16 protein-coding genes are annotated in these 15,979 nt (G+C 66.6%); 15 read left to right on the forward strand and 1 reads right to left on the reverse strand.

Annotation, left to right across the window (positions count from 1 at the left end):
- Positions 1-22: 22 nt before the first annotated feature.
- The gene (locus ABIE24_RS15680) at positions 23-673 is read right to left on the reverse strand and encodes a DUF4870 domain-containing protein (protein ID WP_354501323.1); all 651 of its coding nucleotides are present in this window, start codon (positions 671-673) and stop codon (positions 23-25) included.
- A 210-nt stretch (positions 674-883) separates the two neighbouring features.
- Between ABIE24_RS15680 and hrcA the strand changes: the two genes are divergently transcribed.
- The 15 genes from hrcA (at position 884) to ABIE24_RS15755 (ending at position 15,826) form a co-directional block, all read left to right on the forward strand.
- Entirely contained in the window at positions 884-1,906 is a 1,023-nt protein-coding gene (gene hrcA, locus ABIE24_RS15685; RefSeq protein ID WP_354501325.1) for a heat-inducible transcriptional repressor HrcA, read from the forward strand.
- 82 nt (positions 1,907-1,988) lie between these two features.
- Positions 1,989-3,092, forward strand: coding sequence for a molecular chaperone DnaJ (gene dnaJ, locus ABIE24_RS15690; protein WP_354501327.1), 1,104 nt, complete (start codon positions 1,989-1,991; stop codon positions 3,090-3,092).
- A gap of 14 nt (positions 3,093-3,106) precedes the next feature.
- Positions 3,107-3,841: a 16S rRNA (uracil(1498)-N(3))-methyltransferase gene (locus tag ABIE24_RS15695; RefSeq protein ID WP_354501328.1), complete on the forward strand. Its 735-nt coding sequence runs from the start codon at positions 3,107-3,109 to the stop codon at positions 3,839-3,841.
- Between the two features lie 47 nt (positions 3,842-3,888).
- Positions 3,889-4,245: an HIT domain-containing protein gene (locus tag ABIE24_RS15700; protein ID WP_354501329.1), complete on the forward strand. Its 357-nt coding sequence runs from the start codon at positions 3,889-3,891 to the stop codon at positions 4,243-4,245.
- Between the two features lie 73 nt (positions 4,246-4,318).
- The gene (locus tag ABIE24_RS15705; RefSeq protein WP_354501349.1) at positions 4,319-5,335 is read left to right on the forward strand and encodes a PhoH family protein; all 1,017 of its coding nucleotides are present in this window, start codon (positions 4,319-4,321) and stop codon (positions 5,333-5,335) included.
- Positions 5,332-5,796, forward strand: coding sequence for an rRNA maturation RNase YbeY (gene ybeY / locus ABIE24_RS15710; RefSeq protein ID WP_354501331.1), 465 nt, complete (start codon positions 5,332-5,334; stop codon positions 5,794-5,796). Before ABIE24_RS15705 ends, ybeY begins: the two co-directional genes overlap by 4 nt.
- The gene (locus ABIE24_RS15715; RefSeq protein WP_354501351.1) at positions 5,796-7,091 is read left to right on the forward strand and encodes a hemolysin family protein; all 1,296 of its coding nucleotides are present in this window, start codon (positions 5,796-5,798) and stop codon (positions 7,089-7,091) included. Before ybeY ends, ABIE24_RS15715 begins: the two co-directional genes overlap by 1 nt.
- Positions 7,092-7,093: 2 nt before the next feature.
- Positions 7,094-8,116 (forward strand): GTPase Era, encoded by a 1,023-nt coding sequence (gene era / locus ABIE24_RS15720; RefSeq protein WP_354501333.1) that lies wholly within the window; start codon positions 7,094-7,096, stop codon positions 8,114-8,116.
- Positions 8,117-8,197: 81 nt separating this feature from the next.
- Positions 8,198-9,394, forward strand: coding sequence for a sensor histidine kinase (locus ABIE24_RS15725; protein ID WP_354501335.1), 1,197 nt, complete (start codon positions 8,198-8,200; stop codon positions 9,392-9,394).
- Entirely contained in the window at positions 9,391-10,074 is a 684-nt protein-coding gene (locus tag ABIE24_RS15730) for a response regulator (protein WP_354501337.1), read from the forward strand. The genes ABIE24_RS15725 and ABIE24_RS15730 overlap by 4 nt, the downstream gene beginning before the upstream one ends.
- Positions 10,075-10,132: 58 nt before the next feature.
- The gene (locus ABIE24_RS15735) at positions 10,133-10,894 is read left to right on the forward strand and encodes an ABC transporter ATP-binding protein (RefSeq protein ID WP_354501338.1); all 762 of its coding nucleotides are present in this window, start codon (positions 10,133-10,135) and stop codon (positions 10,892-10,894) included.
- Positions 10,891-12,282, forward strand: coding sequence for an ABC transporter permease (locus ABIE24_RS15740; RefSeq protein WP_354501340.1), 1,392 nt, complete (start codon positions 10,891-10,893; stop codon positions 12,280-12,282). Before ABIE24_RS15735 ends, ABIE24_RS15740 begins: the two co-directional genes overlap by 4 nt.
- Before the next feature lie 201 nt (positions 12,283-12,483).
- Positions 12,484-14,244: a 2-isopropylmalate synthase gene (gene leuA, locus ABIE24_RS15745; RefSeq protein ID WP_354501342.1), complete on the forward strand. Its 1,761-nt coding sequence runs from the start codon at positions 12,484-12,486 to the stop codon at positions 14,242-14,244.
- A 44-nt stretch (positions 14,245-14,288) separates the two neighbouring features.
- On the forward strand, positions 14,289-15,026 hold the full coding sequence (gene recO / locus ABIE24_RS15750) for a DNA repair protein RecO (RefSeq protein ID WP_354501344.1): 738 nt from the start codon (positions 14,289-14,291) through the stop codon (positions 15,024-15,026).
- On the forward strand, positions 15,023-15,826 hold the full coding sequence (locus ABIE24_RS15755; RefSeq protein WP_354501346.1) for an isoprenyl transferase: 804 nt from the start codon (positions 15,023-15,025) through the stop codon (positions 15,824-15,826). Before recO ends, ABIE24_RS15755 begins: the two co-directional genes overlap by 4 nt.
- Positions 15,827-15,979 lie beyond the last annotated feature (153 nt).

Consider the following 15,979-nt stretch of genomic DNA (forward strand, 5'->3'; position numbering starts at 1 on the left):
GCCGGCGGACGACTGGTTCCTTCTACTTCACCATGCGGATGGCGTGGAAGTAACGGTAGGCCTCACCGTTGTTGACCTTGACGCCTCCGATGATGCCGAAGATGACGCCGAGGATACCGACGATCCACGCCAGCGGGTAGAGCAGGAACCCGATGAGCACGAGGGCGAGAATCGTTCCGAGGATGTACAGGCCGACCACGTAGATCGTGATGGTCAGCTGGAAGTTCAGCGCCTCTTTCGACTCCTGGCGGGTGAACGGGCCGCGGTCCTTGTACACCAGGTAGATGATGAGCGGGGCGATCCAGCCTGCGGTTCCCGCACCGAGGAACGCGCCGAGTGCGCCACCGAAGTGAGCGAACGAGGCCCACTGCTTGTCTTCGGCCTGGGTGAGCGGCGCGGCGCCGGTCTGCTGTCCCTGGTAGGGGTACTGCTGCGGCGGGACCTGACCGTACTGCTGCTGGCCGTAGGGCTGCTGCCCGTACGGCTGCGCCGGGGGCTGCTGGCCGTAACCAGGCTGGCCGGCCGGGGGCTGCTGACCAGGGTACGGCTGGCCGGGCTGAGGCTGCTGACCGCCATAGGGAGGCGGGGGAGAGGTGGGCCCCTGCGGCGCCTGGGGCGATTGTGGCGGGTTCTGGGAGGGGTCAACCGGGGGTTGCGCGTTGGGGTCGGTCATGGCCAGGCCTTTCGATCGATGGCGCTTGTGCTGGAGTGCCGCCCGCCTTGCCTGAGCTCAGACGGGCGCGCGGGGTCGAGCTTCTGCTAAAAGTAACGCTGTTCAGGACGTTCGGCAATTACCCCGTGCGCGCGGCGCGCGCTAGAATTGGCACTCAAGCTCTTTGAGTGCCAATGCGTCAAGCGCGATTCCAGCGGAAGGGGTGCAGCAATGGTTTCCGAACGCAGCCTCGAAGTACTCCGTGTCATCGTGCAGGACTACGTCGCCAGTCGTGAACCCGTCGGTTCCAAGGCGATCGTCGAGCGGCACTCGTTCGGTGTCTCCGCGGCCACTATCCGCAACGACATGGCGCAGTTGGAGGAGGAGGAGCTGATCTCGGCGCCACACACCTCGTCCGGCCGGATCCCCACCGACAAGGGGTACCGGATGTTCGTCGACCAGCTCGCCGATCGCCGGCCATTGTCCGCGGCCCAGCGGGTGGCCATCGAGACCTTCCTCGGCCAGTCGGTCGACCTCGACGATGTTCTCATGCGCACGGTGCGGTTGCTCTCCCAGATCACGAACCAGGTCGCGATCGTCCAGTACCCGTCGTTCGCCCGGGCTCAGGTCCGCCACGTCGAACTCGTCGGCCTCACCGATCACCGCCTCCTCACCGTCCTGATCACCGACACGGGTCGGGTCGAGCAGCGTGTCGTCGAGATCGAACATCCGGTCGACGCGCACCTCCTCGAGCGGCTCAAGAGCCGGCTGAACACCCAGCTCATCGGCTCGAATGTCGATGCCTCCGCGGCGATCCTCGCGGCGATCCGTGCCGAGACGGACCCGGATGAAGAAGTCCTGGTCGACCGGGTGACCCAGGCGCTTGCCGATCAATTCGCCGAGTACCGCCACGACAAGCTGGTCATGGCCGGTGCCGCGAACCTCGCCCGGACCGAGGACGACTTCACCGGCAGCATCTACCCGGTGCTCGAGGCCCTCGAACAGCAGGTCGTTCTTTTACGACTGTTCAGCGAGATGGTTGTCGAACGCGGCGGGGTTTCGGCGTCGATCGGGCGGGAGAACGAGTCGTTCGGACTCGGGGAGACATCGGTCATCGCCAGCAACTATCGTTCCTCTGCTGGCGAACTTGCCAGGCTCGGGGTCCTCGGACCGACGAGAATGGATTATTCCAACAACCTCGCAGCCGTTCGAGCTGTCGCCCGATACCTGTCGCGCCAACTCGGCGACGACTGACCCGCGCGCTGGGCTCGCGTAGCGCATACCTTCCCGGTCGCGTCCCGAGCACAGCGACGACCACCACGACGAAAGGCCTTCAGTGGCTGACCATTACGAAGTCCTCGGAGTCTCTCGCGAGGCGACCACCGATGAGATCAAGAAGGCCTACCGGCGCCTCGCCCGTGAACTTCACCCCGATGTCAATCCGGGGGCCGAGGCGTCCGAACGATTCAAGATGGTGACGCACGCGTACGACGTGCTCAGCGACGCGAAACAACGCCAGCAGTACGACATGGGAGGCTCAGGCGGGATGGGCGGCATGGGTGGTGCCGGCTTCGGAGGATTCGGCGACATCTTCGACACCTTCTTCGGCGGCCAGCAGCAGCGAGGACCCAAATCACGACGCGAGCGCGGCCAGGACGCACTCCTGCGCGTCGAGGTGGACCTCGCCGAAGTCATCTTCGGCACGCACCGAGACCTCGAGGTCGACACGGCAGTTCTCTGCGACACCTGCCAGGGTTCGTGCTGCCAGCCGGGAACCTCACCGGTCACCTGCGACATCTGCCGTGGCTCCGGGTCGATCCAGCGTGCCGTCCGCTCCCTCCTCGGCAACGTCATGACCTCGACGCCCTGCGGCACCTGCCGGGGCTACGGCACGGTCATCCCGCACCCGTGCGTGAGCTGCCAGGGCCAGGGCCGCGTCCGCGACCGTCGCACCGTCCCGGTCGATATCCCGGCCGGTGTCGACACCGGACTGCGCCTGCAGATGCCGGGCAGCGGTGAGATCGGCCCCGCCGGCGGACCCCACGGCGACCTCTATCTCGAGATCAAGGTGCGCAGCGACGATCGGTTCAGCCGCAACGGCGACGACCTGCTCTGCACGCTCGACGTGCCGATGACGGATGCCATCCTCGGCGTCACGACGACCATCCACGCCCTCGACGGAGACGTCGACGTCGAACTGAAGCCGGGAGTCCAAAGCAACGAGGTCCTCACGATCAGGGGTCGCGGTGTGACGAAGCTCCGCGGAAACGGCCGCGGTGACCTGCGCATCGGTGTCCAGGTTGTCACCCCGACCCGACTCGACCACCGCGAGAAAGAACTGATCAAAGCCTTCGCCGCAGGGAGAGACCAGAAGTCGACCCAGCTCGGCTCGTTCCAGCAGGGACTCTTCTCCAAACTGCGCGACCGTTTCCTCAGCTGAGATGGGCCAGTGAGATGAGCAGTCTGTACCTCCGTGAAGACCTCGAGACGGCGACCGAGGGCGCCCTGGTCGAGCTGGAGGGTGCTGAGGCCAAGCACGCCGTCACGGTCAACCGGTCCCGCGCCGGCGACGAGATCCGGATCGGGAACGGCCGGGGTCTCGTCGTGACCGGTGTCATCGACACACTCGAACCCGGACGCGTGAGCGTGCGGGTGTCGGCGGTGACCGTCGAGGACGAAGCGACCCCCCGTCTGGTGCTGGTGCAGGCGCTGGCCAAGGGCGACCGCGACGAAATGGCCGTCCAGACAGCGACGGAACTCGGGGTCTCCGCCATCGTTCCGTGGGCTGCAGCCCGGAGTGTCTCCCGCTGGGAGGGCTTGAAGAAGGAGAAAGGACGCTCCCGCTGGGAGACGATCGTCCGTGAGGCGTCAAAACAATCCATCCGCTCGTTCGTCCCGCCCGTCCACCCCATCGCCTCGACCGCTGTGCTCGAGAAGCTCGCCGCCACCGCCTGCGTCGTCCTCCTCGACCCGACGGCGAAGGAACGGCTCAGTGATCTCGACGTCGCCGGAGAAACCCGCGACGTGCTGCTGGTTGTGGGGCCCGAGGGCGGCATCAGCGACGCTGAACTGGACACCCTCACCGCGGCCGGTGCGGTCCGTGCCCGTCTCGGCGACACGGTATTGCGAACCTCATCTGCCGGACCAGCCGCCCTCGCCGTGCTCAATGTCTCCCTCGGTCGCTGGTGACGTGGACCGACAGCCCGCCCGACGCCAGAGCTTCGTAGGATAGGACCATGTCGACGACCGAACCCAGCATCTTCACCCGCATCATCGAGCGCGAGATCCCGGCGAGCATCGTGGCCGAGAATGAGCGGCTGATCGCCTTTAACGACATCGCGCCGAAGGCCCCCGTCCACATCCTCGTCGTGCCGAAAACGCCCGAATACGCCAACGTCGCGGAGCTGGCGGCCGGGAACCCGGCCCTCCTGGCCGAGCTCGTCTCTTTCGCGCAGACGATCGCCGACGAACACGGCGGTGAGTTCCGGCTCGTCTTCAACACCGGCGAGAAAGCCGGTCAGACCATCTTCCACGTTCATGCCCACATTCTCATCGGGAACCTCGGAGAGGACCCACGTGCCGATTTCCAGTGACCCAGCACCCATCAACGAACCGGTTGCCAGCCCAGTGACCGCCGAAGCGAAACTCCACGTCGACGGAGTCGCCATGGTCCGCCTCCTCGGCGCCCAGGACCGGCTGCTGACCACGATCGAGACCCAGTACCCGGCGGTCTCGCTCCACGTCCGCGGCAACGAAATCACCCTCACCGGCGACGCGGACCAGGTGCGGGCCGCCCACAACCTCATCGCCGAGCTCATCGCCATGGTGAGACAGGGCCAGGACCTCGAGCCGGTCGAAGTGGTGTCATCGGCACGGATTCTCGAGGACGGCTCCGGAAGCCCGTCCGACCTGCTTGGGCAGGCCATCCTCACGTCGCGAGGTCGTAGCATCCGCCCGAAGACCCTCGGGCAGAAGCAGTATGTCGATGCGATCGACGAGAACACGATCGTGTTCGGGATCGGACCCGCCGGAACGGGCAAGACCTACCTGGCAATGGCGAAGGCGGTGCAGGCGTTACAGCGCAAAGAGGTCGAACGGATCATCCTCACCCGCCCGGCGGTGGAGGCCGGTGAACGCCTCGGGTTCCTCCCCGGGACCCTCACCGACAAGATCGACCCGTATCTCCGCCCGCTGTTCGACGCGCTCAACGAGATGATGGACCCCGAACTGGTCCCCAAGCTCCTTGCCGCAGGCACGGTCGAGGTCGCACCCCTCGCCTACATGCGCGGTCGCACCCTCAACAACTCCTTCATCGTGCTCGACGAGGCGCAGAACACGACGCCGGAGCAGATGAAGATGTTCCTCACCCGGCTGGGATTCGGCTCGAAGATCGTCGTGACCGGCGACATCACGCAGGTCGACCTGCCGGCCGCGTCGTCGGGACTGCGCCTCGTCACCCGCGTGCTCGCCGGCGTCGACGACATCCACTTCTCGCGGCTGACCAGTGACGACGTCGTCCGGCACAATCTCGTCGCCCGGATCGTCGACGCGTACAGCGAGTACGACCAGGTCAAGCAGGCGGAGCGCTTCGAACGGGGCCAGGCCCAGGAGTTCGCCAACCGTGCCGAGCGCAGGGGTGCCTCCCCCCGCGATCGAATGCCCAGAAGGGGCAAAAGCTCATGAGCATCGAAATCAACAACGAGTCCGCCATCCCCGTCGACGAAGCGGCCCTGCTCCGCCTCGCCGACTTCGCCCTCGGCGCGATGCACGTGAGCCAGGAGGCCGACCTCAACATCGTCCTCGTCGACGAAGCGGCCATGGAACAACTTCACGTGCAGTGGATGGACGAACCGGGACCCACCGACGTCCTCAGCTTCCCGATGGACGAACTCCGACCGGGAACCGAAGACACGCCGACCCCCGCCGGGCTCCTCGGCGACATCGTCCTGTGCCCGCAGGTCGCCGAGGGCCAGGCCGAAACGGCCGGCCACTCGACGTTGCAGGAGCTCCTGCTCCTCACCACCCACGGCATCCTGCACCTGCTCGGTTTCGACCACGCTGAACCCGAGGAGGAGCGCGAGATGTTCGGCATCCAGCGCGACATCCTGCTCGGTTTCTCGGTGCAGGAGCGTTCCACCCGGTGATGGTCCCGTACTGGTTCATCGGCATCGCCCTGCTGCTGGTTGCGTTCGGCGGTCTGATGGCCGCGGCCGATGCCGCCATCAGTGTCACCTCACGCGCGGTGATGGCCGAACTCGCCGACAGTACGAGGAGGCCTGCGTTCCTCCGCGCCATCGCCGAGGACCCGGGGGCGCACCTCAACGCGATCAATTTCATCCGCGTGCTCGCCGAGACGACCGCTGCGGTGCTCGTCACGCTGGCCATCGCCTTCACCATCGATGAGCCGTGGCTTGTCCTGCTGTTCTCGGCGCTCATCATGACGGCCGTGTCATTCGTCCTCGTCGGTGCCAGCCCCCGCAGCTTCGGCCGAACCCACGCGGAAGGGCTTCTACGGATCGTCGCTCCGGTGATCCGCGCCGTCCGGCTGCTCCTCGGGCCCCTCGCGAACGCGCTCGTCGCGTTCGGCAACCGGGTCACGCCCGGTGTGGCGCGTGAGGCGTCGTTCTCCTCTGAGGAACAGCTGCTCAACATGGTCGACGAGGCCACCGAGCTCGATGTGCTCGAGGAGGACGACCGCGAACTCATCCACTCCATCTTCGAGTTCAACGAAACGGTCGTCCGCGAGGTGATGATCCCCCGGACCGACATGGTCACCGTCGACGCCAACGTCTCGGTCCAGCAGGCGATGAGCCTGTTCCTCCGCACCGGTGTGTCGCGCATCCCCGTTACCGACGGCGAAGTCGACGAGGTCGCCGGTGTGCTCTACCTGAAGGATGTCGTTCGGCTCACCCATGAGGGCGACGCGGCGGCGAGTAACGTCAGTGTGCGCGCCCTCGCTCGTCCCGCGCTCTTCGTCCCGGAGTCGAAGAAGGCCGACTCCCTGTTGCAGCAGATGCAGCTCGAGTCGAATCATCTGGCTATGGTCGTCGACGAGTACGGCGGAATCGCCGGCCTGGTCACCCTGGAGGATCTGCTCGAAGAGCTCGTCGGCGAGATCTCCGACGAGTACGACACCGACACACCCGATGTCGAGAAGCTCAACGACGACGAATACCGGGTCAGCGCGCGGCTGCCGGTGGACGAACTCGGCGAACTGTTCGACCTCGAGATGGACGACGACGACGTCGACACCGTCGGCGGGCTGCTGACCAAGGTTCTGGGACGGTTGCCGGTCGCCGGCTCCGTCGCTGAAACCGATGGGCTGCGGCTCACCGCTGAACGAACCGAAGGCAGACGCAAGCGCGTGAGCACGGTGATCGTGACCCGAACCGCGGCCTTGCGGGACGTGCAGAGATCATATGAATCGATTGAGGAGTAGTCATGACACATGACGATCAGAACACCGAAGACCTGAACACCGAAGACCTGAACACCGAAGACCTGAACAACGAAGACGCCGACGGCGTTGAGGCGCCGGGGGAGCCGAAGCAGCCTGAGCCTGTCGTGCTGCCGGATTCCGGCTACCGCGCCGGGTTCGTCTCCTTCGTCGGCCGCCCCAACGTCGGCAAGTCGACCCTGACCAACGCCCTCGTCGGCCAGAAGGTCGCGATCACCAGCTCCAAGCCGCAGACCACCCGCAAGGCCATCCGCGGCATCGTGCACGAGGACACCGGGCAGCTCATCATCGTCGACACCCCGGGAATCCACCGCCCGAGGACGCTCCTCGGCGAACGCCTCAACGACCTCGTGCAATCCACGCTCAGCGACGTCGACGTCATCGGCCTGTGCATCCCGGCGAACGAGAAGATCGGGCCCGGCGACAAGTTCATCAACGAGCAGCTCGACCACTACCCGCGGGCGAAGAAAGTGGCGATCGTCACCAAGATCGACGCCGCGCCCCGGCCGACGACGGCCGAGCAGCTCGCCGAAGTGCAGAAGCTGCGCGAATGGGACCTGATCATCCCCGTGTCGGCGACCAGCAGCATCCAGCTCGACATCCTCGTCCGTGAACTGATCGCGCTCATGCCGACATCCGAACCCCTCTACCCCGCGGATGCCGTCACCGACGAGATCCTCGAGGACCGCATCGCCGAGTACATCCGCGAGGCGTCGCTCGAGGGCGTCCACGACGAGCTTCCGCACTCGATCGCCGTCACCATCGACGACATGATCGAACGCGAGGACAAGGACATCCTCGACATCTACGCGAACATCTTCGTCGAACGGGACAGCCAGAAGGCCATCATCATCGGCAAGGGCGGCTCCCGCCTGCGCGATGTCGGCCAGACGGCCCGGGTCCCGATCGAGAAACTCGTCGGCAAGCAGGTGTTCCTGTCCCTGCGGGTCAAGGTCGCCAAGGACTGGCAGCGCGACCCCAAGCTGCTCGGGCGACTGGGTTTCTAGCCCGTACATCCTGAGGATGATCTTCGGCCGCCGAACCCGGAATCCGGGAGCGGCGGCCGCCTGACGAACTAGCGTTGAAGGATGTTCCGCCGCCTCACGCCGTTCCAGGTCACCGTCGACCTCGTCGTCGCCTGCGCGTTCGCGCTCGTCCTGATCCCGACCGGGCTCCGGATGGGTGACGGGATCAGCGGCATCTTCGTCGTTGTCGGCATGACGGTCGCCCTCGCACTGCGTCGGCTCGGGCCAGGGTCGGCCCTCGGTGTGGCGTGGCTCACCGTGCTCGTCCAGCTGGCGAGCGGGATGCAGGCGGTCCCGGCCAATGTGGCCATCCTCGCCGTCCTCTACGCCACCGCCTGCTACGGCGAGAACTGGGTGAAGTGGGCCGGTCTCGTGTCGGCGATCGCCGGCGGTGTGATTGCGGCGACGTATACGACCCTCACCCTCTACGGCCAGTCGGACCCGTTCGTGATCGGCAGCATGCCGCAGGTCGTGTTCACCTCGGTCCTCGGCTCGATCGCGGCCATCTTCGTCCTCGGCCTGTCGTGGACCGTCGGGCTCCTCGTCCGCACGTCACGCTCCGCCCGAGCGGAAGGCGCTCGACGGTACCAGGCCCAGCAGGACCAGCATCTGGCGGAGCAGGCCGTCGTCGTCGAGCAGGAACGCAACCGGATCGCGCGGGACATGCACGACGTCGTGGCCCACTCGCTGGCCGTGGTCATCGCCCAGGCCGACGGCGCCCGCTACGCCCAGAAGGGCGACCCCGAGGCCATGGACGGGACGCTGGCGACGATCGCCGACACCGCGCGGAGCGCCCTGGGCGACGTGCGGCTGCTCCTCGCCGAGCTGAGGCACCGGCAGGGTGAGGGCCCGCAACCGCTCCTCACCGATATCGACGCGCTCTTCGAACAGATGAGAGGCGCCGGTCTTCGCCTGCAGCACACGGTCTCCGGCACCGAGCTGTCGCTGCCCGTCGGCCACCAGATCGCGGTGTACCGCATTCTCCAGGAAGCGCTCACGAATGCACTCCGGCACGGCCGCCCGGATTCCCCGGTGCTCGTCGACGTGGCCTGGCGGGATGCCGGCGTGACCCTGAGGGTGGAGAACCCGGCCCAGGAGACGACAGCGGGGGAGCCGCTCGGCCATGGGATCCCCGGCATGCGCGAACGCGCCGCCCTCGTCGGCGGGTCGCTCAGCGCCGAACGCACCGCGGCGGGCTCGTTCCTCGTCACCGCGTTCGTGCCCGTGCCGTCAGCCGTGCTTCTGGACGGCCTCCGATGAGCGGCGACCGCATCCGCGTCGCGCTCGTCGACGATCAGCAACTGTTCCGCGCCGGCATCCGCATGCTCATCGACTCCCAACCGGACCTCGAGTTCGTCGGTGAGGCGGGCGACGGACGCGCCGGCTTCGACCTCGCGGAATCGGTGCGGCCCGACGTCATCCTCATGGATGTGCGGATGCCGGTCATGGACGGAATCGCGTCGACGATCGCCATCCTGGATGCCGCGGATGCCGCCGGCCGGCAAGCGCCGCGGATCATCGTGCTCACCACCTTCGATCTCGATGAGGGTGCCGCGTCCGCTCTCCGCAAGGGAGCGAGCGGTTTCCTGCTGAAGGACACCCAACCGGGCTTCCTCCTCGCGGCCATCCGCACCGTCCACGCCGGGAACGCCGTCATCGCGCCCGGTGCGACGAAAGCGCTCTTCGCGCACTTCGGAGCGCGGGCGCCGGTCGCATCCGTTCCGGCAGCGTTCTCGTCCCTCACCAGCCGCGAGCGGGGGATCTTCGCGTTCGCCGCCCGGGGCATGAGCAACTCCGAAATCGCCGCGCAGGAATACCTCAGCGAAGCGACAGTGAAGACCCACATCTCCCGGGTCCTCGGCAAACTCAACCTCCGCGACCGCGTGCAACTCGTGATCTACGCTTACGAGCACGGACTCACGGATCATCCGGCAGGATGACCCCGCTTCACCCTGCGTGCCGATGCGGCGTCATCTGGTGCCCTCCTACCGTGGAGACATGAAAATCACTCCAACGGACATCGGCCTCGCCGCCCGGGTCGTTCAGGTCAGCAAGAGCTTCGGAATCGGGGAGAGCGCCGTCGTCGCGCTCTCCGACGTGTCGATCGGCATCCGCCGCGGGCAGTTCACCGCCATCATGGGTCCGTCGGGGTCGGGCAAGTCGACCCTGATGCACATCATGGCCGGTCTCGACCAGCCCACCTCAGGCGAAGCCTGGCTCGGGGACACCGAGATCACGGACCTCGGCGACACGGCGCTCACGAAGCTCCGCCGGCGCCGCATCGGGTTCGTCTTCCAGTCGTTCAACCTGGTGCCGACGCTGACCGCCCGCGACAACATCCTGCTCCCGTTCGAACTCGACGGGCGCACGCCGACCGACGACGAACAGGGCTGGATCACCACCCTGTGCGAGGCCCTCGGACTCACCGCGAGGCTCACCCACCGTCCCCACGAACTCAGCGGCGGCCAGCAGCAGCGCGTCGCGATCGCCCGGGCGCTCGCCACGCGCCCGGACCTCGTCTTCGCTGACGAGCCCACCGGCAACCTTGACTCCCGCACGGGCCGTGAGGTCCTCGGCCTGCTCGCCGACGCGTGCACCCGGTTCGGTCAGTCGATCGCGATGGTGACCCACGACCCGATCGCCGCAAGCTTCGCCGACCGGACCCTGATCCTCGCCGACGGCCGGGTGGTGCACGAGCTCGACCGGTCGACCCCCGAGCAGATCGCCGGATTCATGCTCGCCATGGATCGCGCATCATGAGGATGCGACTGCGTGACCACACCGCATCCATCCTCGTCACCCTGCTCTCCTCGGCGTTCGGCGTCCTGCTGTTGCAGGGCACATCGGTGCTGACGACCCTCGTCGCGGGCGACGACATCAGCCAGAAGCAGTCGGTACAACTGGCGCTGAGCCTGGTCGCCGTGGTGTTCTTCGCGATCGCCGTCTACGTCGGCGGTGTCGTCACAGCGAACACCGTCGGAACCGTCATCGCCGGACGCACCCGGGTGATCGCGCTGTACCGTCTCGTCGGGGCCTCGGCCACCTCGCTGCGCCGGGCCGTTGCGGTCGACGGCCTGCTGGTCGGGCTTGTCGGTTCCGTGCTCGGATTCGGCGTGGCGAGCGGCATCGCGTCGGGATCGGTGGGGCTCGGCGTCGCCACCGGAGCCATCCCTGACCTGTCGTACGAGCTGTTCTCGATCGGGCTGATCGTGCCGGTCGTCGCTGTCATCCTCGTCACTTGGCTCGCCTCCTGGGTGGGGTCGCGGCGGATACTCGACGTCACCCCGATCCAGGCCGGAGCGGCCGCGGTCGAACCGTCGCGGGACGAGGCATCCGCTCGTCCGGTGCGGAACGTCGTCGCGTTCCTCCTGATCGGACTCGGCGTGATGCTTCTTGCCGGTGGTGTCGCCCTCGGCCTCGTCAGCATGTTCGGCCTGCTCGTCGCGCTTCTCGGCGGCATCCTGTCGTTCAGCGGGATCGTGCTGGGAGCCCCGCTGTTCATGCCGGCCATCCTCCGGCTGGTGGGGCGGATGCTGGGGCGCGGCCCCGCGGCGAAGATCGCAGCGGCGAACGCCGTGCGCAATCCAGCCCGCAGCACCCGTGCGACGATCGGCGTCGTCATCGGCGTCACCCTCGTCACCATGTTCGCCGTCGCAGCGCAGGGCTACGTCGACACGATCATGCGGGGGAGGGAGGCGTACCCGGCCGACTACGGCGACTCCGACCAGGTGCTCTCGATGACCATCACCGTCTTCGCCGTGCTGTTCGGGTTTTCCGCGCTCATCGCGGCCGTCGGCATGGTCAACAACCTCTCGCTCAGCGTGTTGCAGCGCACCCGCGAGCTCGGCCTGCTGCGTGCACTCGGATTCACCCGGGCGCAGATCCGGGGCATGATCCTGGCAGAGAGCATCCAGATGACCGTCGCCGCCGTCGGATTCGGTCTCGTGCTCGGGATCGTCTACGGCTGGGCGGGGGCGCAGTCCCTTCTGGGCTCGATCCAGGGCGGCGGTTTCGCGCTTCCGTCGGTTCCCTGGCTGGTGCTCGTCGTCGCCGTTCTCGCGGCGGCCGTCCTGTCGACGGCCGCGTCGATTGCTCCGTCGAGACGTGCGACACGCATCTCGCCCGTTGCGGCCCTCGCGGTGGAGTGAGCGACCGCGCATTTCTTATCGAAAACGTGCTCTCTGGTGACAGAGTGCACCAAAACGGCACAGGGGCAGGCTAAACGGTGTTAGCCTGTTTCTGTGTTGTTCAGCGCTCTCCTCCTTAGCTGCCGCGACGAGGCTTCCTCCTAAGCCCTCTCGTCGCGGTGTTTGTCGTCGGCTTTCCACACACGCGAGGAGAATAGAACAATGAGGAACAACCAGAAGCCATCGGCGATGCCGATCCACAAGTACCGTCCGTACCACGAGCAGATCACCGTGGACCTGCCGGACCGCACCTGGCCGACGAAGCGCATCACCCAGGCGCCGCGCTGGTGCGCCGTTGACCTTCGTGACGGCAACCAGGCGCTGATCGACCCGATGAGCCCCGAACGCAAGCGGATCATGTTCGACATGCTCGTCCGCATGGGTTACAAGGAGATCGAGGTCGGCTTCCCGAGCGCGAGCCAGACCGACTTCGACTTCGTCCGCAGCCTCATCGAAGAGAATGCGATCCCGGACGACGTCACCATCCAGGTGCTCACCCAGGCGCGTGACCACCTCATCCAGCGCACCTACGAGTCCATCGTCGGTGCGAAGCAGGCCATCGTGCACCTGTACAACTCGACGAGCGTGCTCCAGCGCGAGGTCGTGTTCCGCTCCGACAAACAGGGCATCATCGACATCGCCCTCCACGGCGCGCGGGTCTGCCGCGAGATGGAGAAGCTCGTCCCTGGAACGTCGGTGTACTACGAGTACTCACCGGAGAGCTACACCGGCACCGAGCTGGAATACGCTGTCGATGTCTGCAACCAGGTGCTCGCGGTGTTCGAGCCGACTCCCGACCGCAAGGTGATCATCAATCTGCCCGCGACTGTCGAGATGGCGACGCCGAACGTCTACGCCGACTCGATCGAGTGGATGTCACGGCACCTCGACAACCGTGAGAACGTCATCATCTCCCTCCACCCGCACAACGATCGGGGCACGGCGATCGCGGCTGCCGAGCTGGGCTACATGGCCGGCGCCGACCGGATCGAAGGATGCCTGTTCGGCAATGGTGAGCGCACCGGCAACGTCGATCTCGTCGCGCTCGGCATCAACCTCTTCACCCAGGGAATCGACCCGCAGATCGATTTCAGCGACGTCGACGAGATCAAGCGCACCGCCGAGTACTGCAACCAGCTGACCGTTCACGAGCGCAGCCCGTGGGCCGGCGACCTCGTCTTCACCGCGTTCAGCGGGTCGCACCAGGATGCCATCAAGAAGGGCTTCGAAGCCATGGCCGCGGATGCCGCCGCCCAGGGCCGCGACGTCAACGAACTCCTCTGGGCTGTGCCGTACCTGCCCGTCGACCCGAAGGACCTCGGCCGCAGCTACGAGGCCGTCATCCGTGTCAACTCGCAGTCCGGCAAGGGCGGTGTCGCCTACCTGCTGAAGACAGACCACGCACTGGACCTGCCGCGCAAACTGCAGATCGAGTTTTCCGGCGTCGTCCAGGCTCAGACCGACGAGCAGGGCGGGGAGATGACCAGCGAGGCGATCTGGAGCATCTTCCAGGACGAGTACCTGCCGTCGGCCAGTGAAGGCGACAAGTGGGGCCGGTTCGAACTGCAGTCGACCCGCACGGCGTCGAGCCTCACCGGGTCGGTCGAACTGACCGTCGACCTCCGCGACGGGGACGACGTGACCGAAGCCACCTCGACCGGTAACGGCCCGATCGCGGCGTTCCTCGGGGTGCTCCGCGAGCGCGGCATCGAAGTCACCCTGTACGACTACGTCGAACACACGCTCGGTGCCAGTGGGGACGCTCTGGCGGCCGCGTACGTCGAGCTGCAGGTCGGCGACCGCCGTCTCTGGGGCGTCGGCATCGACGGAGACATCTCGACGGCATCCCTCAAGGCTGTTGTCTCCGCCGTGAACCGGGCGATCCGGTCGACGGCCGGCGACCGCACGCTGGCAGCCGTCTAGGCGAGCCGTCACCGGGGGAGCGGCATCCTGCTGGATACTGGACTGTGCCCGTTTACCGTGATGAAGGCGTCGTGCTGCGCACCCACAAGCTGGGCGAAGCCGACCGGATCGTGACGCTGCTCACGCGGTCTCACGGCAAGGTCCGTGCGGTCGCGAAGGGTGTGCGTCGCACCGGGTCCAAGTTCGGTGCGAGGCTGGAGCCGTTCATGGTGGCCGACCTTCAACTGTACGAAGGCCGGTCGCTCGACGTGATCAACCAGGCGGAGACCCTCGCCTCGTACGGCGCCCTCATCGCCGCTGACTACGGTGCGTACACGGCGGCGACGGTGATGGTCGAGACGGCTGACAAGCTGACCGAATCCGAGGGATCGCTGCAGCAGTACCTGCTGCTGGTCGGGGCGCTCCGTTCGCTGTCCCGGCGTGACCACGACTCCTCCCTGACCCTCGACTCCTACCTGTTGCGGGCCCTCTCGATGGCCGGCTGGGCACCGAGTTTCTTCGACTGCGCCCGCTGTCAGGCGCCCGGGCCGCACAGCCACACCGTGGTGCAGCTCGGTGGGGTGGTCTGCGACCAGTGCGCCCCGCCCGGGAGCCCCCGACTCGACGTGCAGACCATCGCCCTGCTGTCGGCGCTCCTCACCGGCGACTGGGACCACGCGGATGCCTCGGACGACGACACGCGCTCCCGCGCGAGCGGGGTCGCCGCCGCCTACACCCAGTGGCATCTCGAACGAGGACTGAAGTCCCTCGCCCATGTCTCCCGAGAGAGAGCAGACAGTTGACGCCGAAACCCTTCACCCACCGCGATGCCGTCGAATACCGGCCGCTCGACTGGACCGGGGTCTATCCGCCAGCCGTGCAGGCGAAGGCTGTGCCCGAACATGTCGCGATCGTCATGGACGGCAACGGCCGGTGGGCGAACCGCCAGGGCCTGCCGCGGGTGGAGGGGCACCGCGCAGGGGAGACGGCACTGCTCGACGTCGTCGCCGGCGCCATCCAGATCGGGGTGAAGCACCTCTCGGTGTATGCGTTCTCGACCGAGAACTGGCGACGTTCGCCCGATGAAGTCCGGTTCCTGATGGGATTCAACCGTGACGTGCTGCACCGCAGGCGCGACCAGCTCAACGAGTGGGGGGTGCGCGTGAGGTGGGCCGGGCGCAAACCGCGACTGTGGGCATCCGTCATCAAAGAACTCCAGTTCGCTGAGAAACTCACCGAAGGCAACGACACCTTGACCCTGACGATGTGCGTCAACTACGGCGGACGTACCGAGATCACGGATGCCGTCCGGCAACTGGCAGAGCAGGTCGCGGCGGGCTCGCTCAAGCCGTCGGGCATCACCGAGAAATCGATCCAGCGTGCGCTCTACACGCCCGACCTGCCCGACGTCGACCTCTTTGTGAGGAGCTCGGGGGAGCAGCGCACGAGCAACTTCCTGCTGTGGCAGAGCGCGTATGCAGAGATGGTGTTCCTGGACACTCTCTGGCCGGACTTCACCCGCAAGGACCTCTGGGAGGCGATCGGCTTGTACATCGACCGCGACCGCCGCTTCGGTGGGGCCGTCGACAAGCCGGGCACCTGACTCGCGGGCAGTGTTGCCGCCGTCGCTGGTTCCAGTGACGCAAACGCACGTTTTCGGCCCGCGGGTTCTAACGGTTAGAGCAACACCTGATTATTGAAGGGTGTTGATCGAGATGAGTCCGAGGTTCTCGGAGCGGATGCTGGGCGATGTCGT

It is taken from the genome of Mycetocola sp. 2940 (genome assembly GCF_040548835.1).
Lineage (GTDB): Bacteria > Actinomycetota > Actinomycetes > Actinomycetales > Microbacteriaceae > Mycetocola_A.